This is a genomic window from Salegentibacter sp. BDJ18, assembly GCF_017579965.1.
Taxonomy (GTDB): Bacteria; Bacteroidota; Bacteroidia; order Flavobacteriales; family Flavobacteriaceae; genus Salegentibacter.
In genome coordinates, this window is record NZ_JAFLQX010000023.1 from 238276 (window position 1) to 256880 (window position 18605).

Sequence of the window (18605 nt, forward strand, 5' to 3'; positions counted from 1 at the left end):
AATAGATCCTGAAACAAGTTCAGGATGACATCCAGGAAAAATCAGTCTAATTATATAGGATCCACATTAATCACCACTTTAACACTTCTAAAAGCGCCAATAGCATTAAAACTTCCCATAATTTTTTGCAGTACTTCTTTTGTTTTCCCTAAAGATTGTTGCTGCGGAATTTTAAGCAAAATATTTTTATAATATTCGTTTCTAATTCTGGCTACGGGTGGAAACTCGGGACCAAGAACGTTCTCTTTAAAAACGTTTTTCATTCCTGCGGCAAGCCAATCTGCAGCATCATTGGTTTTCGAAAAATCACGACATTTTAATGTAATTCTTATTAAACGATGAAAAGGCGGATATTTATAATTATACCGCTCTTCTAATTGGTCTTTGTACATTCCCGCATAATCTCCCATGGAAACCTGCTGAATAATCTGGTGATGCGGATTGTAACTTTGAATTAAAACTTTTCCACGCTTTTTTGTTCTTCCTGCCCTTCCCGCAACTTGCAGCATCAACTGGAAACTGCGTTCATGGGCTCTAAAATCAGGGAAATTCAGCAAATTATCAGCATTCATAATTCCCACCAGGTTTACTTTTCTAAAATCGAGACCTTTGGTAAGCATTTGAGTTCCTATTAAAATATCTATTTCCTGTTGTTCAAAGGCATTTATTAATTTTTCATAGGCATATTTTCCGCGGGTGGTATCCTGGTCCATTCTCGCGGTTTTATATTCGGGAAAAATGGCTTTTAATTCAGTTTCAATTTGTTCAGTTCCAAAACCTTTGGTGGTAATTTCAGAACTATCGCAAGCCATACATTTCTTTTGCATCGCAATATGATAGCCGCAATAATGGCACCGTAACTGGTTGTTATGGCTGTGATAAGTTAAACTCACATCGCAGTTAGGGCATTGTGGAGAATGACCGCAAGTATTGCATTCCAACACAGGAGAAAAGCCCCTGCGATTTTGAAATAAAATTACCTGTTCCCCTACATTCAGGGTTTCTTTAATTTCCGAGAGCATTCTATCAGAAAAATGCCCCTTCATCTCCTTCTTTTTATATTTTGTTTTTATATCTACAATTTCCATTTCGGGTTCCAGGACATCACCATATCTTCGATTTAATTCTACCAAAGCATATTTATGATGTTGTGCGTTAAAATAAGATTCTAAAGAAGGAGTAGCCGATCCCAAAATAGTTTTCGCTTTAAAGAAATTCGCCAAAACCACGGCCGCATCCCTGGCGTGGTATCGTGGGGCAGGATCAAATTGTTTAAAAGAAGTTTCGTGTTCTTCGTCTACCACCACTAAGCCGAGATTTGCGAAAGGAAGAAAAATTGAAGAACGGGCGCCAATCACTATCCTCGCTTTTTCTGAATCTTCTAAAATATGCCGGTACACTTCTACCCTTTCATTTACCGAATATTTACTGTGATAGACCAAAACTTTATCTCCAAAATAAGCTCGCAACCTTTCAATTAACTGGGTGGTTAAGGCAATTTCAGGCAAAACATAAAGTGCCTGTTGGCCATTCTCAATAACCTCTTCTATAAGTTTGATATAAATTTCAGTCTTCCCTGAGGAAGTAATTCCGTGGAATAAACAAACCTCCTGTTCTTTGAGACCTGCCTTTATTTCTGAAAAAGCTTTCTGTTGAATTTCACTTAACTGAATCCCTGTTTCTGAAGCATTGCCATTAAACGTAACTCTATCGGTTTTTTCGTAATATTCCTCGAGAATTTTCTTAGTGATCAGGCTCTTTATAATCGTTGCCGAAACCCCTGATTTTGCGCTTAAATCTTTTACTTTTAATGGTTTTTTATGCTGTGCTTTAATGCTGAAAAAACTTAGTAAAGCTTCTTTCTGCTTTGGGGCTTTTTCTAAATCATCCAGAAGGCGATGCATTTCGGTTTCATTATCATAAACCGGGTTCAATTTTACAAAGCGCATTTTTTTCGGCTTATACTGCTCATAAATTTCCTGGTTAAGAACCACCAAACCTTTTTCTACCAGGGCATTTATTACCGGTAATACTGCTTTTTTATCCAGGATTTTCATCACTTCCTGGATTTTTACCGAAGACTGTCGCTGCAAAGCTTCAATCACTAAAAACTCTTCATCTTTAAGCTGATTTTCATCAAATTCAGCATCTTTAATTAGCTGTACAATACTTTCACTTTCCAGTAAAAACGCGCCGGGTAAAGCAGCTTTAAGAACATCGCCTTCGGCACACATATAATAGGAAGCAATCCAGCCCCAGAATTTTAGTTGATGTGCTGTAACCAACGGATTTTTATCTAAAATCTGGTTAATAGGTTTCGCTTCATAAACCTGCGGCGGATTTTGATGAATTTTCCCAACAATAGCGGTATATACTTTCGATTTTCCAAAGGGAACAGCAACTCGCATTCCTTCTTCCAAAAAATCGGCTTCAACTTTACTTATTGAATACGTGAAGCGTTTTTGTAAGGGCAGCGGCAAAATTACATCTATAAAATAGGCCATATGGAAATTGAAAGTTTACTCAAAAATAAAAACCATCCTTAAATAAGAATGGTTTTAATGTTTTAAATTTTAGAAAGTTTTTATTCGGCTCTTTCCCAAACCTTAGTTTTGTAGAAAAAGGCGATATAACCTCTTACATTTAGTTTATCGGGATTGTTTTCATCAACCCAAATTTTACCTTTATATTCTTTCCCAGATTTTGGATCTATTAAGGTTCCATTTATATATTCGTCGCCATCTTTTTCAAAGTCACGAATTACATTTAGGCCTTCTATAGGTTTGTTTTTAAGCTCGCCAGGGCATTCGGTGCATTTTTGGTCACGATCTTCTTCTTTAGTAATTTTTATCACTTTACCGTGAACTGCATCGTCTTTTTCATAAATCTCTATTATAGAATTTACGCGCCCGGCATCGTTTACTACCTTCCATTTACCAAAAACCCCTTGCGCATGGATTCCTGAAGAAATCAGTAAAAATCCACAAATTAGTAGGTTAAGTAAGTTGAGTTTGGTTGTCATTCTACTCTTGTTTTATTGTTTACCCAGCATACCTTCTTTAAGGTCATCATCCGCAGGTTCATTAGAAAGCCATATTCCAAATAAAGCCTTTTTAAACTCCATTCCTTCAATTGAGCCACTTTCTTTTTCATTTTTATAAATTACTGAACCTCTTGATGGCAAATAAACGATATCAAAAACATCTTCTTTATTTATTTCATCTTTAAAAAAGCTGATGAACTTTTTTATTTCTGCTGAAATTGGGGCTGTATTTCCACCGGTTGAGCTTTCAAAACCTTCAGTAACTGCGTCAATCATTCGGTCGCTGGTAATCATTTTTGAAACTATGTGCAATCTTATTGCCATAGCTTCATCTTTATTCATTATTTCAGAAGCATTTCCAGATTTATTTTTAAGGTAAAGTCCGCCGGCATACATATCCATCCAAAACTTTTCTCTAACTCCGGCGCCGTTCAGCGTCATTGTTTCAGAGCCATATTCTAAAGTAGCAGGTAAAGTAGCACCTCCAATTTCGGTTTGTGCTGAAGTTAAATTTAAGCCGAAAACGGCTATTAATACAACTATTAATTTTTTCATTTTTAATGTGGTTTTAGGTTGTTAAGTTATTTAATTTTTTTCTTCATTTTTATTAAAGAAGCATTTAATTCAAATCCTAAGAGCAATATATTAGAATTTAACCAGATATACACCATTAAAATTAGCAATGCCCCTATAGAACCATATAATTCGTTATACGCTGAAAAGTTTTCTATATACAACCCAAAGAAATAAGTAGTTATAATTATTAATAAAGTAGTAAAAAGAGCTCCTATAGAAAAGAATCTTGCCTGCCTGGCTTCTTTAGTGCCAAAATAATACAACATGGCCACTACAATATAAATTAGTAAAACAAACCCAACATATTTTACAATGGCAGCGCCTCCATCTGTTGCCAGGCCTAACTCCTTTAAATCGTCCATTGCATAAGTTAAATAGACTACCAGTATAATGGTAAGAAGCAACAACAATGCCATAATAAGGGATATTCCCACGGCTACCAAGTATTGTCTAATTATAGACCTGTTGGCGTTGGTATGATAAGAAAATTCAAACCCGGTAAAAATCGCGTTTATTCCATTGGTCATTAAAAATATGGAAACAAGAAAAGCGATAGAAAGTAGTCCACCCCTGGGGGTATTGGCAATATCTAGCAAAATATCGTTAAAATATTCCTGGGTATCTGGCGGTAATAAAGATTCCATAAAAAGCAGGAACTGCAGCTGGAAATCGTCTATAAATTGGATATAGGGAATTAGGTTAAGCATAAACAGCAAAAACGGAAACAGCGCCATAAAAAAACTAAATGCAATGGCACTTGCCCTGGTAGAAAAGGTTCCTTTAATAATTCCTCCAGAATAAATTTCCCAAAGATCGTAAAGCGATAGGCCATCAAAGCCGGGCAAAATTATAGCCCTGGTCTTTCTCTCCCACCAATTTGAAAATTGTTCTAATTTAGACAGAAAGGCTTTTTTTGGAGCCATACCTTATATTGCTTTTAAGCTAAGATCTAAGTTATAAACCGAATGCGTTAACGCACCACTGGAAATATAATCTACGCCGCATTCTGCATATTTACGCGCGGTATCCAGGGTAATTCCTCCGCTGGATTCTGTTTGGCATTTACCATTAATAAGTTTCACCGCTCTACGGGTATCTTCATAATTAAAGTTATCTATTAAAATACGGTGAACACCTTCGTTTTCTAGAATTTCTTCAATTTCCTTTAAATTTCTCGCTTCAACAATTATTTTAAGATCAAGTTTATTGCTCTTAAGGTAATCTTTAGTCTTGTTAATTGCTTTAGAAATTCCGCCGGCAAAATCTATATGATTATCCTTTAACATGATCATATCATACAAAGCAAACCTATGATTCTCCCCTCCCCCAATTTTTACTGCCCATTTTTCCAGCGCTCTAATCCCTGGAGTGGTTTTTCGGGTATCCAAAATTTTAGTATTAGTACCTTCCAGTTTTTGAACAAAAGTATTTGTTTTGGTAGCTATGGCGCTCATTCTTTGCATTGCGTTTAATACTAATCTTTCAGCCTTTAAAATTGATTGCGAACTCCCTTCAACAAAAAAAGCCACATCTCCCCTTTGTATTGTTTTACCGTCTTTAAGTAAAACTTCAACTTTTAACTCGGGGTCTACTTTATCAAAAACCTGCAGGGCAAAATCTACTCCTGCCAAAATTCCTTTATCTTTCACCAGGAGTTTAGCTTTTCCTATAGCTTCTTCAGGAATACAGGCCAGAGAGCTATGATCACCTTCTCCAACGTCTTCTCTAAGCGCATTTTCAATAATTAGGTCTATTTCTTTTTCAAATTGTTCTTTTGAGATCATTTGCAATACTTATTTTTGTAAATGTAGCAAAGTCTGCGTTAAATATACCGAATGACCATAAAATTACTCTGCATAGGAAAGACTGATAACAGGGAGCTTAAACAGCTTATTGAAGTTTATAAAAAACGACTTCAGTTTTATAATAAATTTGAAATTGAAATTATCCCCGATCTTAAAAAGACGAAAAACCTTGATGAAAATCAACAAAAAGAAAAAGAAGGCGAATTGATCCTCTCTAAAGTTCAGAATTCAGATTTCCTTGTACTTTTAGATGAAAACGGAAAAGAATTTTCTTCAGAAAAATTTTCAGTATACATTCAAAAACGATTAAACAGTGGGCTCAAGCAACTTATTTTTGTAATTGGTGGGCCCTATGGATTTCCGGAAGCAGTTTACCAAAGAGCCGATTCTAAAGTAGCACTCTCGCAAATGACTTTCTCACATCAAATGGTAAGACTTTTCTTTACCGAACAGCTTTACCGCGCTTTCACTATTTTAAAAAACGAACCCTATCACCATCGCTAAAAAACAACTATGGAACTTGTATTCGCCACGCACAATAAAAATAAACTTATTGAAATTAAAGCACTTTTGCCACATTACATCAAACTTCTCTCTTTAGATGATATTGGTTGCGATGAGGAAATTCCGGAAACAGCCGATACTATTGAAGGTAATGCGATTTTAAAAGCAGAATATGTTAAAAACCGATACGGTTATGATTGTTTTGCAGATGATACCGGGCTGGAAGTTGAAGCGCTAAATGGAAAACCCGGGGTTTACTCTGCTCGTTTTGCAGGAGAAAATAAGGATGATGCCGCAAATGTGAGAAAATTACTTAGCGAGTTAGAAAACAAAGAAAATAGAGCCGCACAATTTAAAACTACCATTGCTTTAAATTTAAACGACAGGCAAAATCTCTTTACAGGAATTTGCAAAGGAGAAATTATAAAAGAAATACGCGGGGAAAAGGGTTTTGGTTATGATCCTGTATTTAAACCAACTGATTTTGAGAAGACTTTTGCCGAAATGAGCCTTGGTGAAAAATCAGAAATAAGTCATCGTGGAAAAGCCTTTAGAGAGCTAATCGCCTATCTTTCAAAATAAAAGAACTAGATAGGTGTATATTGCTATGTAAGCCGTACCTTTGCCGCTTATTTAATTTTTTATATGAACAAATTTGAACAATTAGGTTTAAACCCTTCTATTCTTAAAGCAGTCGAAGAAATGGGTTTTACAAGCCCAAGTGAGATACAGGAAAAAGCGATTCCTGTTTTACTAAACGAAGATACCGATATGGTGGCATTGGCCCAAACCGGTACAGGAAAGACAGCTGCTTTTGGATTCCCGCTTATCCAGAAAATAAACGTAAGTAAAAAACATACCCAGGCATTAATTCTTTCACCAACACGTGAACTTTGCCTGCAAATTACCAACGAATTAAAGAATTACTCGAAGTTTGAAAAAGGTCTTAATCCGGTTGCTATTTATGGTGGCGCCAGCATTACAGACCAGGCCAGACAAATTGAACGTGGAGCTCAAATTATTGTGGCTACCCCGGGACGTATGCAAGATATGATTAATCGTAATCTTGTAGATATTTCTAAAATAGAATACTGTGTTTTAGATGAAGCCGATGAAATGCTTAATATGGGCTTCTTTGAAGACATTAAAGCAATTCTTTCTCATACTCCAAAAGAAAAGCATACCTGGTTATTTTCTGCCACTATGCCTAAAGAAGTTGCAACAATTGCCAAGAAATTTATGCGTACTCCTATTGAAATTACCGTAGGATCTAAAAACCAGGGAACATCTAATGTTTCCCACGAGTTTTACCTGGTAAATTCAAGACAACGTTACGAAGCTTTAAAAAGACTGGCAGATGCCAATCCAGATATCTTTTCAGTAATTTTTTGCCGAACAAAAAGAGATACTCAAAAAGTAGCTGAAAAACTTATTGAGGACGGTTATAGCGCTGCAGCTTTGCACGGTGACCTTAGCCAGAATCAACGTGATTTGGTGATGAAAAGTTTTAGAAACAAGCAAATCCAAATGTTGGTAGCTACAGATGTTGCTGCTCGTGGAATTGATGTAGATGATATTACGCACGTAATCAACTACCAACTTCCTGACGAAATTGAAACGTATACTCACCGTAGTGGCCGTACCGGTCGTGCTGGCAAGAGCGGAGTTTCTATGGTTATTGTTACCAAAAGTGAAATGCGTAAAATTAAAAGTATTGAGCGTATTATTCAGCAAAAATTTGAGCAAAAAGATATTCCTGACGGAATGGAAATTTGCCGCGTGCAGCTGTTTCACCTTGCAAACGATATTAAAGAAACCAAGATTAATCACGATATAGATGCGTATCTACCGGGAATTAATGAGGTTCTAGAAGATTTTACCAAAGAAGAGCTTATTAAGAAATTCTTTTCTGTAGAATTTACTCGTTTCTTTAATTATTATAAAAATTCTGAAGGTTTAAGTTCTCCTTCCGCTCCTGCAGATGGTGGTGGTTCTGGAGATTCTACACGTTACTTTATAAATGTAGGTGCAAAAGATGATTTTGACTGGATGAGCTTAAAGGATTTCCTTAAGGCCACTTTAGATCTTGGACGTGACGATGTTTATAAAGTTGATGTTAAAGACAGCTTCTCTTTCTTTAATACCGATGCAAAAAATACCGAAACGGTTTTAAGTACTTTTAAAGACTTTAAACATCAGGGTAGATATATTAATGTTGAAGAAACAACTGATACCGGCGGACGTGGAAAACGCGGCGGCGGTGGCGGTGGCGGCCGAAAAGGCGGCAAATTCAACAAAGGCGGCGGCAAACCAGACTTTAAAGGAGGTGGACGTAGACGTTCAGACGATTTTAAAGGTGGTTCTGGAAAAGGAAAAAAATCTGGAAACCGAAGCAAAAACATAGAAAGCTCTATTAAAAGAAGACGGAGCAAAAATTAAATTCACATCTGGCGCCTAAATTTTCAATTATGGCATTGTTTTTTATAAGTATTTTATAATTTAGGCGCCAATTGTTATGAAGAAATTCCTTTTTACCTTTTTACTACTTTTTTTAGCTTTTCAGGCATTTTCACAGGATGTTGTATCGGGAACCGTTATGAACGCTGCCGACGATAAACCTATTGAAAAAGTTCATATTGTAAACCTAAACCAGGTTAAAGGTGCCGTTAGTGAAGAAGACGGATCCTTTGAATTACAGGCCACAGTTAACGATACTCTCTATTTTTCTTATCTTGGATTTAGACCTATAAAAGTTAGGGTTACCAACGACTGGCTTAAATATGGAAATGTAAAGGTTAAAATGACCGAGTTGGGAATTGCTTTAGAAGAAGTGGTTTTAAAACCGGTTACTCTTACCGGATATTTAGAGATTGATGCCAGGAACATTCCTATTTATGAGAATAACCGCTATAGCATCTCGGGCTTAAATGCCGGTTACGAAGGCGGAGATAATTCTGCCAGTGCGGTTTCCCGTACTTTGGGAGCTATTTTTAATCCTGCCGATTTGATGCATAATATTTTTGGGAAGAAACCAAAGCAAATGCGAAAATTAAGGCAAATGAAAGAAGATGATGAAATAAGAACACTTCTACGTAATAAATTTGACAGGGAAACTCTTATCGCACTTCTTCCAATCAATAAAGTAGAAATTGATGAAATCTTACAGCGCTGTAGCTATTCTAAAGATTTTTTAAGATCGGCAAACGATTTGCAAATTTTAGACGCTTTAAGTGGTTGCTACGAAGAATACAGGGTTTTACAAAGAAACTAAACCCTTACTCCTTTTTCCATAGTGGTTTTTAAACTAATTAGGCCTTTTTCGAGATCCTGGCCCATTAATTTATCGGCACTATAAAACAAACTTATTACTGAAAGTGGAAACGGTAAATTACCGCGAATTCCCCAAACTACTTTAGATTTTCCCGGTTCCAGTTCTTTTGCTGCAAAATAAGTAAGCATACTCACTTTTACCGGTTTTACAAAAAGCACGCGAGTCTCAAAAACTCTTGGGTGTTTTACTTTTATAATTTTTTGAAGCCCTTCCCCTATTTCGTTATTCTTACTTTTCCAGTAAATAGCCGCTCCTAATTTTCCATCCTCACCTTTATGCTTTAAAACTGCTTCAGGATGTTTTGCAAACCAGGGCACCCAAAGCGGATGTTTCTTTAATTGCCGTACATAGCTAAAAACCACGTCTCTCGGAGCATTGATCACCATTGTTCGGCTAATGTCATACCTTTTCTTTGCCCAGGCATGCAGAAAAGCTATAAAAGTGATAAACGCTATAAGTAGGTAAAAAAAGAGGGTCATTAGAAAAAAATATTTAACTAATTTAAGGATTTTCTGTGTTGAATTGCGCTATAATTGAATTTGAATTTTTAATACATTTTTTTAGCCATTCATATTTCAGCTTAATTTTATCTTCTTCAGAAAGTTGCCAGTTAATTTCACTACTTTTTAGTCTTGAAGTAATGCTCTGTAAAATAATAGCTGCAGAAACCGAAATATTTAGACTTTCAGTAAAACCAAACATGGGAATATTCAACCTGCAATCGGCCTCATTTAAAATTTCATTACTTAAACCTTCTTTTTCAGTTCCAAAGAAAATAGCTGAAGGTTTTTCTATATTAAAATCTTTAAGGGCTGTGCTTTCTCCATAAGGTGTGGTTGCCACAATTTGATAGCCTTTTTCTCGTAATTCTTTTATGCATTCTTTTGAAGTGGAATACCTGTTTACATCTACCCATTTTTGGGCGCCCATTGCGATTTCGCGATCAATTCTTTTAGGTTTGCGTTCTTCTATTACGTGAATATTCTGAATTCCAAAAACCTCACAACTTCTAATTACTGCACTGGTATTATGTAATTGATAAACATCTTGGGTTGCGACTGTAAAATGATTGGTTCGTTCTACAATCACCTTATTGAATAAAGCAATTCGTCGCGGTGTAAGAAATGTTTCAAGATGTTCTAAAAGACTGGTTTTTTGCATGGGCTAAAATTATAAAACCTCACTTGAAGCGGGGCGTTTTCGTGAGAATATTTTTTAAAATTTTCAACTAAAAAAATTGAAATTATAAAAAGTTTAAAAATGAATACAAAAAAACCCGGCCTCATCGCGACCGGGTTTTTCACTCTAACATCAACATTTAAGTTCTAAGAATTAGAACCAACATTACCTTGAGCTACAAGCGTCTCTAAATCTTCAGCACTTAAGTGCACGTTTAGATAACCGTTATATTCTAAAAGCCCATTATAATCTATCATATCTGCATCTTCCCCGTCAAAAGCTGAAACATTGGTCATACTCATTCCCGTATCACCATTAACTGAATTTAGAGAAATGGCAATATCTCCAGGTGCATCTTCAACAGAACCAACGTGGATATGCGAAGGGTGTTCTCCACCATCAGGAGTTCCATCTAACATAATAGTAACCAAAGTTTCGCCATTTACACGTTCTTCAAACATTGCAGTTCCCATAATTCCGTCAACATCTACACTTCCTAAATCATAAGAAGCAGATTCGCCGGTTAGTTCATTTTGGCCAATATCGCCCTGAGCTACAATAACTCCAAGTTGATCTGCACTTAAATGAACGTTTACATAACCGTCATAATTTAATACATCTTCGTAACCAAATTCGGTATCATCATCAAGCATTCCAACGTGAGTCATACTCATTCCAGCGGCTCCATTTACCGGATTAAAAGTGAAAGCTATATCGCCACCTTCAGCTGCAGTTCCCATATGGATGTGAGCCGGGTGCATTCCGTCTTCTGGAGTACCGTCTAGCATAATAGTTGCCAGGGCTTCCCCACTCATTCTTTCTTCAAAGATTACAGAACCACTAATTCCTTCAACAGCTCTTTCTCCTAATTGGTAAGTTTTGCTTTCTCCGGTTAATTCATTTGCTCCAATATCTCCCTGAGCAACCACAGTTGCTAAATCATCAGCACTTAGGTGAACATTAACATAACCGTCGTAATTTAGTACTTCTTCGTAACCAAATTCGGTATCATCGTCTAACATTTCAACCTGAGTCATACTCATTCCGGTTGCTCCGTTTACCGGATTAAAAGTGAAAGCTATATCGCCTGGGCCTTCAGTAAAAGAACCCATATGAATATGAGCCGGGTGCATTCCATCTTCAGGAGTATTATCTATCATAATAGTCGCCAGGGCAGCACCGCTCACACGTTCTTCAAACATTACCGTTCCATTAATTCCTTCAACAGCTCTTTCATCAAGCTCGTAAGATTTAGTTTCGCCAGTAAGTTCATTACCACCTATATCGTTTTGAGCTACAAGTGTTCCAAGTTCATCTGCGCTTAGGTGAACATTTACATAACCATCATAACTAAGTACATCGATATACAAAAATGCAGTACCATCGTTTAATTCAGCAACATTGGTTTTACTCATTCCGGTAGCTCCGTTCACTGGTGTAAAAGTAAAAGCAATATCTCCCGGTGCTTCTACAACAGCTCCCATATGAATATGTGCCGGGTGCTCACCATCGTCTGGAGTGCCATCAAGCATAATGGTTGCTAAAGCTTCACCATTTACTCTTTCTTCAAACATTATATTTCCAGAAATTCCTTCTATAGCTCTTTCTTCAAGCATATAGTTTTTAGACTCTCCGGTAAGTTCATTTTCACCGATATCTCCCTGGGCAACCAAAGTACCAAGATCGTCGGCACTTACGTGAACATTGATATATCCATCAAAATCTATAGCTTCTTCATAAGTAATACTCGTTCCATCATCTAGTGTAGAGAAAGTAGTTGTGCTCATTCCGGTAGTGCCATCTACAGGTTCAAAAGAAACCGCAATATCTCCACCTTCTGCAGCGGTATTATAATGAATATGTGCGGGGTGCATTCCTCCATCTGGAGTTCCATCTAATTCAAGTTCAACGGTGGTACTATTATCTTCATTTTCCATAAAAGTAGCTGTACCTGAAATTGAAGGATCGGCAACGGAGTAAAGTTGAAAGGATTTTGTTTCCCCCTCAAAATCATCGCCCCCTCCATCGGGGTCTACTGCATCATCATCGCTGCTGCAGCTCATAAACATAAACGGTAGTGCTATAAAAATAGCAAGTAAGAATTTTTTCTTAAGTTTAAAATTTTTAAGTTATTAGTAAATTAGAGATAAGAAAAAGCAACAAAACGCTTTTTACGTTATCAAATCTATAGATAGATACGAGGGAGCTGGATTTAACGGATGTTAAGGTTTATAAAAATAGCACCCAAACTATGTTAATATGAAAAAAATAGTGGTTTTAACCGGTGCCGGGGTGAGTGCCGAAAGTGGAATTAAAACGTTCCGGGATGCCGATGGTCTGTGGGAAGGCCACGATGTTATGGAAATTGCATCGCCTATTGGTTGGAAAAAAGATCAAAAAAGGGTTTTAGAGTTTTATAATCAACGTCGCCGGCAATTATTAACGGTAGACCCTAATACTGCGCATACTGCACTGGCTGAACTTGAAAAAGAATTTGACGTAGAAATAATTACTCAAAACATAGATGATCTTCACGAAAGGGCCGGCAGTACAAAAGTTACCCATTTGCACGGCGAGCTATTGAAAGCCAGAAGTACTTTTAATGAAAATCTTGTACTAGATTGGAAACAAGATATAAACCCCGGAGATTTCTGTGAATTTAACTATCAGCTCAGGCCTCATGTTGTTTGGTTTGGGGAAGCTGTACCTATGTTTGAAAAAGCTATGGAAATTGTTGCTGAAGCAGAAATACTTATGATTATAGGAACCTCAATGCAGGTGTACCCGGCAGCCGGACTTGTAGATTTTGCCCCCGAAGGAATTCCCATTTATTTTATAGACCCGAAACCTAATATTCAGAAAAAAGGGAATCTTCATATTATTGCAGAAAAAGCTTCCATTGGCGTTCCTAAGCTGGTAAAGGAATTAAAGAATTCAGCATAAAAATTTCATCCTATTCATAGAAAAAGAAATGCTACAGCGGTTTTAAAGATTATTTGGAAGCAGTATATTTACGGCTTTTAATTTCTAAATCAAATACATGACACCGCTAACCGCCATTTCTCCAATAGATGGAAGATATCATTCCAAAACCAAACAGCTCTCGCAGTATTTTAGCGAAGAAGCCTTAATAAAATATCGTGTAAAGGTTGAAGTTGAATATTTTATTGCGCTTTGCGAATTACCACTACCCCAGCTTAAAGATGTAGATCATTCGGTTTTTAGTGATTTGCGCGCCATTTATGAAAACTTCACTACGATTGATGCTCAAGCGGTGAAAGAGATTGAAAAAACTACCAATCACGATGTAAAGGCGGTAGAATATCTTATAAAAAATAAGTTTGATGAATTAGGCCTGGAAGCTTATAAAGAATTTATCCATTTTGGATTAACCTCACAGGACATCAATAATACCGCGGTTCCATTAAGTTTAAAAGATGCAATTGAAGCCGAGTATATTCCTGAAATAGAACAAATAATTTCTAAACTCACGCAGCTTTCCCAGGATTGGGCAAATGTCCCTTTATTGGCAAGAACTCACGGGCAACCGGCTTCCCCTACTCGTTTAGGTAAAGAAATAGAAGTTTTTATCACGCGTTTAGAAGCTCAATTAGATCTTTTAAATAAAGTTCCACACGCCGCCAAATTTGGCGGAGCCACTGGTAACTTTAACGCTCATAAAGTGGCTTACCCAAATACCGACTGGAAAGAATTTGGAACTAATTTTGTCCAGGAAAAACTAGGGTTACACCATTCTTTCCCAACCACGCAAATTGAGCATTACGACCATATGGCTGGGCTATTTGATGGCTTAAAAAGAATAAACACCATTTTAATAGATTTAGATCGTGATATCTGGACCTATGTTTCTATGGATTATTTTAAGCAGAAGATCAAAAAAGGTGAAATAGGTTCTTCGGCAATGCCGCATAAAGTGAATCCTATAGATTTTGAAAATAGTGAAGGAAATTTAGGGATAGCCAACGCTATTTTTGAGCATCTTTCAGCAAAATTACCGCTTAGCCGCTTGCAGCGTGACCTTACCGATAGTACAGTTTTAAGAAATATTGGCGTACCTATGGGGCACACGAGTATTGCTTTTAAAAGTACCTTAAAAGGTCTTGATAAATTATTGCTGAATGAAGAAAAACTAAATGCTGATCTTGAAGCTAATTGGGCGGTTGTTGCTGAAGCTATTCAAACTATATTACGCCGCGAAGGATTTAAAAATCCATATGAAACGCTTAAAGGTCTTACCAGAACTAACGAAAAGATCAATAAAAAGAGTATCGCCGATTTTATTGAAACCTTAGAGGTTTCTAAAGCAGTAAAAGAGGAACTTAAAAAAATAACCCCGCAAAATTATACGGGTATTTAAATTAAAAAGAGGTTGTTTGAAAATTTTCAAACAACCTCTATAATAGTTTCAACTAAAAAACTATTCTTCAATTTCTGTTTTAAACATACCGGTAATTCCTTTTAAACCGTCCACATCTACGTCTCCTTTTTCAAGTGATTTCATAAGTTCCATCAATTTCTGCGGATTCATATCTTCACCTAATACACGAGCTACTCCCACTCCTTTGGTATCATCATACCCGTAAACAATAATTTCGTCTATGGCCTCTTCGTCTCCGGTAAAATAAATTTCTGCTTTACGATCGTTCGAGCCATATTTCATTAATAGCTGGTACTTTTCATCTTGCAAAATACTACTTAGTTTAGCTTTTTCGGCTTCATATTCCTCTTTGCTTTCTTTAACCGGCAAAGCCAAAACATTAATTTTCTTTACACTTTCCAGCGTAGCTCTTTGATTTTCGTCCAGGGCATCAGCGTTGGTAAACATACTGGTAGGTACATCTAAAGCGATGAACTTATTGTCCTGCTGATTTTCTACATAATACTCCTGCAAACTCGGCTCGTTCGCACACGAAACAAAGGCTGCAGCCGCCAATGCCAGGCCTAAAATTTTTATTGATTTCATTTTATATTGATTTTTAAGTTGATCTAAGATTTATTTTCTACATTTTTAAGCTCTTCAGCACCTGGTATTTTAAGGTCTGATGTTAAGCGCGATAATTGCGAAAGATCTATTTCTCCAGTAATACTCAAGATCACAGAAATTAGTTCACCTTCTTTTTCACCTTCCATAAACATAAACAGCTCGCTCACATAATTATCGTTTTTTCCTCCTTTAGAATAAAATCGAATATTTTTCCCATCTTCATTTACTCGCATTAACTGCTCTAAAGAATTTGAGTTTAAATAACGCTCAACATCTTTTTGCATTTCATTTCGCACTGAAGCGGTGGTGCTGGTAAACATCTTAATTTCATCAAGGTTTTCAATGAGTTTCAGGTATTCCCTGGCTTCTGGGTTATCTTCGCTTAAATCTACTTTTGCAAGCATTTTAAACATCTTACTGGTCATTACCATTGCATCAACATCCTTCATATTTTCATACTTGGCAAACGACTGGGCTTGCGTTAGTATTGGTAAAAGGCCAATAATAATAACTATTGCTATCTTTTTCATATTATTCGGTTTTTATAAATTTATCTTTGGTGTTATTAAATTCTTTTAGGTATATAAGGTCTTCTTTCCCTTCATTCATTAATTCGGAAACCATTTTTAAAGCTTCCATGCTTTTTTGCAAAGCCTCCTCTTTATCCTGAACCGTACCAAGATCACTATGATTCATTTCCATAGGTTTATTCTGAAAAAAGAAAAGTCCCACTATTACAATAATACTTGCCGCTATGGCTGTCCAAAGGTATTTATTCCCCTTTGCTTGCGACGGAAGTTCCACTTCCCGCTGCATTTTTTGTGTTTTGTTTTTTTCTGAAAAAGAAAATAATAACCCATAACTTTTTAAATCGGCCGGCACCTCATTTTTTTGAAAATATTCCCGAAGTATATTTTCTTCAGCCAGAGATGTTTCACCGGCATCATATTTTTCCAGTAATTCTCTAATTTTTTGTAATTCCATAATTATGCTTGTTTGTTAAGCTTTCTCTTATTTTTTTTCTAGCTCTAGATAAGGCTACCCTAATGGCTGTAGCCTTCATTTTAGTAATTTCAATAATCTCGTCAAATTCCAGTTGCTCAATATCCCTAAGCTGAAAAACAATTTTTTGCTGTTCTGGCAACTCATTTAAAATTTGGTTTATCCACAGTATTTCATCTTTAACCTCCAGTTCTCTTTGGAGCGAAATTGAATTATTTTCATAATTCTGATGAACAATTCTTAAATTATTATTCTTTTTAGCTTTTAATTCATCTAAACAATAGTTTTTTGTTGTAGTCATTGCAAAAGCTTCAACATTGGTATAATCCTTGAGTTTGTCTTTGCGAGCCCATAGTTTATAGATTACTTCCTGGGTAGCATCTTCGGCAGCTTCTTTAGAAATAAGCAGTCTCAATGCAAGCCGGTACATTTTATCTTTCACCGGGTTAATTTTTTCCAGGAAGGCTTGTTGTTTCATGTATGGTTGGTTTAATAACCTTCTTACCTTTAAAACGATTAGCGGTAATATTTGTTACAATAGGATTTTGAATTTAATTTAATGTGGGTATTTTTAGCAATCTAAAACAAACTTAACTTTATGAAGATTAATAAACTAATTTTACTTTTATTCCTGGCTACAGGAGTCTTGAGCAGTTGCTCCAAAGATGACAATGACGAACGCTTCCCGGTTGAACCAGGAGGTGATAAGCCCGGGGAAACTCCTAATTTAGAAATCGAAAATTATTTATATGATGCAATGAGCATCTACTATGTATATGAAGCCGATGTTCCAGAATTAGGTGAGAATTATTTTGATTCTGAAGCCGATAAAAATGAATGGCTGGCTAGTTTTGATTCTCCCGAAGATCTTTTTAATAACGGATTAAAAGTTCCTGCGCCAAAAGATCGTTTTAGCTTTATTATAGATGATTATACTATTTTGGAAAATAATCAAGCTGGAATTCAAACTACTACTGGTATGGATTATGGATTGGTGAGATTTGGAAGTGATGGGGTTCTAGCCTATGTGCGATATGTAATACCAAATAGTCCTGCCGGTGAAGCCGGCGTTACTCGTGGTACTCTTTTTACCGATATTGATGGGGAATCTATGAACCTTGATAATTATCAATCTCTTTTAGGAAGAGATGGCTATGAAATTACTGTAGCTGAAATTAACGATAATATTATTAGTAATACCGATGAAACCATAGCACTAAATAGAATAGAAATTACCGAAAATCCGGTTCTTTTATCTAAAGTAGTAGAAGTAGATGGAATAAGTGTTGGCTACATTATGTATAATAGTTTTACCGCCGATTTTGATGATGAACTAAATGCTGCTTTTGGAGATTTAAAAGCTGAAGGTATAGACGAACTGGTTTTAGATCTTAGATATAATGGAGGTGGATCTGTAGAAAGTGCGGTAGATCTTTCCAGTATGATTACCGGGCAGTTTGAAGGCGAAATTTTCTCTAAACAAACCTGGAACGCTCTGTTACAAAGTCAATTTACAGAAGAAGAGTTGGTAGATAGGTTTAACGATAAAATTAGAACAGAAGAAGCGATAAACAGCCTTGGACTTAGTAAAGTATATATAATAGGTACAGGTTCTACAGCTTCTGCCAGTGAATTAGTAATGAATGGTCTAGCTCCCTATATTGAAGTAGTTCACGTTGGGGAAGGTACAGTTGGGAAATTCCAGGCGGCTGCTCCTTTGTATGATTCTCCTAATTTTTTACGTCAAAACCGAAATCCGAATCATAAATACGTAATTCAACCACTTATTTATGAATCTAAAAATGCGAATGAAGATGCATATTATGAAGAAGGTTTAGTACCAGATATTGAAGCTGAAGAAGATATTGTAAATCTTTTGCCATTAGGTGAGCCAGAAGAACCACTTCTTGCTGCAGCTCTTGCCGATATTACCGGTAACAGAATGGCTATTCCCGCTGTTTCTTACGATTCCAGATTTACTAAAATTGGTGAGAGTGGAGAGACCGATGTAGATTACCAAAGAATGTATATAGACGAAATTCCTGAAGAAATAAGGAAAAAAGCTGCTGAATTTAAGCAGTAATTTTAAAAGTATATTTAATGCAAAAGCCCCGTTTCTCAACTGAAACGGGGCTTTTTTTATTCAATTTTAAATAAACA

Annotated in this window: 19 protein-coding genes; 7 read left to right on the plus strand and 12 right to left on the minus strand. The window is 36.3% G+C overall.

The window, feature by feature from the left end; all coding sequences use genetic code 11:
- Nucleotides 1-50: 50 nt before the first annotated feature.
- From priA to nadC, 5 genes are all read right to left on the minus strand, one after another.
- On the minus strand, nt 51-2504 hold the full coding sequence (gene priA / locus J0871_RS13365; RefSeq protein WP_208225804.1) for a primosomal protein N': 2454 nt from the start codon (nt 2502-2504) through the stop codon (nt 51-53).
- Nucleotides 2505-2584: 80 nt separating this feature from the next.
- Nucleotides 2585-3022 carry a DUF2147 domain-containing protein gene (locus tag J0871_RS13370; protein ID WP_075327086.1) on the minus strand — a complete coding sequence of 146 codons (438 nt, stop codon included), beginning with the start codon at nt 3020-3022 and terminating at the stop codon, nt 2585-2587.
- Between the two features lie 12 nt (nt 3023-3034).
- Nucleotides 3035-3598 carry a chalcone isomerase family protein gene (locus J0871_RS13375; RefSeq protein WP_208225805.1) on the minus strand — a complete coding sequence of 188 codons (564 nt, stop codon included), beginning with the start codon at nt 3596-3598 and terminating at the stop codon, nt 3035-3037.
- Nucleotides 3599-3624: 26 nt separating this feature from the next.
- On the minus strand, nt 3625-4542 hold the full coding sequence (locus J0871_RS13380; RefSeq protein ID WP_208225806.1) for a YihY/virulence factor BrkB family protein: 918 nt from the start codon (nt 4540-4542) through the stop codon (nt 3625-3627).
- A gap of 3 nt (nt 4543-4545) precedes the next feature.
- Nucleotides 4546-5403 (minus strand): carboxylating nicotinate-nucleotide diphosphorylase, encoded by an 858-nt coding sequence (nadC, locus tag J0871_RS13385; protein WP_208225807.1) that lies wholly within the window; start codon nt 5401-5403, stop codon nt 4546-4548.
- Between the two features lie 51 nt (nt 5404-5454).
- Here nadC and rlmH point away from each other — a divergent pair, with 51 nt between their 5' ends.
- The 4 genes from rlmH (at nt 5455) to J0871_RS13405 (ending at nt 9199) form a co-directional block, all read left to right on the plus strand.
- Complete coding sequence (gene rlmH / locus J0871_RS13390; protein ID WP_208225808.1) at nt 5455-5928, plus strand: 23S rRNA (pseudouridine(1915)-N(3))-methyltransferase RlmH; 474 nt, start codon at nt 5455-5457, stop codon at nt 5926-5928.
- A gap of 9 nt (nt 5929-5937) precedes the next feature.
- Nucleotides 5938-6510: a non-canonical purine NTP diphosphatase gene (locus J0871_RS13395; protein ID WP_208225809.1), complete on the plus strand. Its 573-nt coding sequence runs from the start codon at nt 5938-5940 to the stop codon at nt 6508-6510.
- A gap of 63 nt (nt 6511-6573) precedes the next feature.
- A complete protein-coding gene (locus J0871_RS13400) occupies nt 6574-8367 on the plus strand; it encodes a DEAD/DEAH box helicase (protein ID WP_093306483.1) in 1794 nt (597 codons plus the stop codon).
- 76 nt (nt 8368-8443) lie between these two features.
- Nucleotides 8444-9199, plus strand: coding sequence for a carboxypeptidase-like regulatory domain-containing protein (locus J0871_RS13405; protein WP_075327093.1), 756 nt, complete (start codon nt 8444-8446; stop codon nt 9197-9199).
- On the opposite strand, the gene J0871_RS13410 is transcribed toward J0871_RS13405, so the two are convergent.
- From J0871_RS13410 to J0871_RS17345, 3 genes are all read right to left on the minus strand, one after another.
- Nucleotides 9196-9738: an SRPBCC family protein gene (locus J0871_RS13410; RefSeq protein ID WP_208225810.1), complete on the minus strand. Its 543-nt coding sequence runs from the start codon at nt 9736-9738 to the stop codon at nt 9196-9198. The genes J0871_RS13405 and J0871_RS13410 overlap by 4 nt on opposite strands.
- Nucleotides 9739-9760: 22 nt before the next feature.
- Nucleotides 9761-10420 (minus strand): RNA methyltransferase, encoded by a 660-nt coding sequence (locus J0871_RS13415; RefSeq protein WP_208225811.1) that lies wholly within the window; start codon nt 10418-10420, stop codon nt 9761-9763.
- A gap of 164 nt (nt 10421-10584) precedes the next feature.
- Nucleotides 10585-12501: a superoxide dismutase family protein gene (locus J0871_RS17345; protein WP_243870500.1), complete on the minus strand. Its 1917-nt coding sequence runs from the start codon at nt 12499-12501 to the stop codon at nt 10585-10587.
- Nucleotides 12502-12697: 196 nt separating this feature from the next.
- Between J0871_RS17345 and J0871_RS13425 the strand changes: the two genes are divergently transcribed.
- Both J0871_RS13425 and purB read left to right on the plus strand, forming a co-directional pair.
- Nucleotides 12698-13381 carry an NAD-dependent deacylase gene (locus J0871_RS13425; protein WP_208225812.1) on the plus strand — a complete coding sequence of 228 codons (684 nt, stop codon included), beginning with the start codon at nt 12698-12700 and terminating at the stop codon, nt 13379-13381.
- Between the two features lie 97 nt (nt 13382-13478).
- Nucleotides 13479-14816, plus strand: a complete 1338-nt coding sequence (gene purB, locus J0871_RS13430) for an adenylosuccinate lyase (RefSeq protein ID WP_208225813.1) — start codon at nt 13479-13481, stop codon at nt 14814-14816.
- Nucleotides 14817-14876: 60 nt separating this feature from the next.
- On the opposite strand, the gene J0871_RS13435 is transcribed toward purB, so the two are convergent.
- The 4 genes from J0871_RS13435 to J0871_RS13450 are packed head-to-tail and all read right to left on the minus strand — an operon-like array spanning nt 14877 to nt 16923.
- Nucleotides 14877-15422 (minus strand): DUF4252 domain-containing protein, encoded by a 546-nt coding sequence (locus tag J0871_RS13435; RefSeq protein WP_208225814.1) that lies wholly within the window; start codon nt 15420-15422, stop codon nt 14877-14879.
- Between the two features lie 23 nt (nt 15423-15445).
- Nucleotides 15446-15973: a DUF4252 domain-containing protein gene (locus J0871_RS13440; protein ID WP_208225815.1), complete on the minus strand. Its 528-nt coding sequence runs from the start codon at nt 15971-15973 to the stop codon at nt 15446-15448.
- Nucleotide 15974: 1 nt separating this feature from the next.
- Nucleotides 15975-16427 (minus strand): hypothetical protein, encoded by a 453-nt coding sequence (locus J0871_RS13445; RefSeq protein WP_208225816.1) that lies wholly within the window; start codon nt 16425-16427, stop codon nt 15975-15977.
- Entirely contained in the window at nt 16408-16923 is a 516-nt protein-coding gene (locus tag J0871_RS13450) for a sigma-70 family RNA polymerase sigma factor (RefSeq protein ID WP_208225817.1), read from the minus strand. Before J0871_RS13450 ends, J0871_RS13445 begins: the two co-directional genes overlap by 20 nt.
- A gap of 120 nt (nt 16924-17043) precedes the next feature.
- Here J0871_RS13450 and J0871_RS13455 point away from each other — a divergent pair, with 120 nt between their 5' ends.
- Nucleotides 17044-18528: a S41 family peptidase gene (locus J0871_RS13455; RefSeq protein WP_208225818.1), complete on the plus strand. Its 1485-nt coding sequence runs from the start codon at nt 17044-17046 to the stop codon at nt 18526-18528.
- The last annotated feature ends 77 nt before the right edge of the window (nt 18529-18605 follow it).

Coding starts and splice junctions, on each gene's coding strand:
- priA (WP_208225804.1), bottom strand. CDS start 2,504: ATGGCCTATTTTATAGATGTAATTTTGCCGCTGCCCTTACAAAAACGC.
- J0871_RS13370 (WP_075327086.1), bottom strand. CDS start 3,022: ATGACAACCAAACTCAACTTACTTAACCTACTAATTTGTGGATTTTTA.
- J0871_RS13375 (WP_208225805.1), bottom strand. CDS start 3,598: ATGAAAAAATTAATAGTTGTATTAATAGCCGTTTTCGGCTTAAATTTA.
- J0871_RS13380 (WP_208225806.1), bottom strand. CDS start 4,542: ATGGCTCCAAAAAAAGCCTTTCTGTCTAAATTAGAACAATTTTCAAAT.
- nadC (WP_208225807.1), bottom strand. CDS start 5,403: ATGATCTCAAAAGAACAATTTGAAAAAGAAATAGACCTAATTATTGAA.
- rlmH (WP_208225808.1), top strand. CDS start 5,455: ATGACCATAAAATTACTCTGCATAGGAAAGACTGATAACAGGGAGCTT.
- J0871_RS13395 (WP_208225809.1), top strand. CDS start 5,938: ATGGAACTTGTATTCGCCACGCACAATAAAAATAAACTTATTGAAATT.
- J0871_RS13400 (WP_093306483.1), top strand. CDS start 6,574: ATGAACAAATTTGAACAATTAGGTTTAAACCCTTCTATTCTTAAAGCA.
- J0871_RS13405 (WP_075327093.1), top strand. CDS start 8,444: ATGAAGAAATTCCTTTTTACCTTTTTACTACTTTTTTTAGCTTTTCAG.
- J0871_RS13410 (WP_208225810.1), bottom strand. CDS start 9,738: ATGACCCTCTTTTTTTACCTACTTATAGCGTTTATCACTTTTATAGCT.
- J0871_RS13415 (WP_208225811.1), bottom strand. CDS start 10,420: ATGCAAAAAACCAGTCTTTTAGAACATCTTGAAACATTTCTTACACCG.
- J0871_RS17345 (WP_243870500.1), bottom strand. CDS start 12,501: ATGAGCTGCAGCAGCGATGATGATGCAGTAGACCCCGATGGAGGGGGC.
- J0871_RS13425 (WP_208225812.1), top strand. CDS start 12,698: ATGAAAAAAATAGTGGTTTTAACCGGTGCCGGGGTGAGTGCCGAAAGT.
- purB (WP_208225813.1), top strand. CDS start 13,479: ATGACACCGCTAACCGCCATTTCTCCAATAGATGGAAGATATCATTCC.
- J0871_RS13435 (WP_208225814.1), bottom strand. CDS start 15,422: ATGAAATCAATAAAAATTTTAGGCCTGGCATTGGCGGCTGCAGCCTTT.
- J0871_RS13440 (WP_208225815.1), bottom strand. CDS start 15,973: ATGAAAAAGATAGCAATAGTTATTATTATTGGCCTTTTACCAATACTA.
- J0871_RS13445 (WP_208225816.1), bottom strand. CDS start 16,427: ATGGAATTACAAAAAATTAGAGAATTACTGGAAAAATATGATGCCGGT.
- J0871_RS13450 (WP_208225817.1), bottom strand. CDS start 16,923: ATGAAACAACAAGCCTTCCTGGAAAAAATTAACCCGGTGAAAGATAAA.
- J0871_RS13455 (WP_208225818.1), top strand. CDS start 17,044: ATGAAGATTAATAAACTAATTTTACTTTTATTCCTGGCTACAGGAGTC.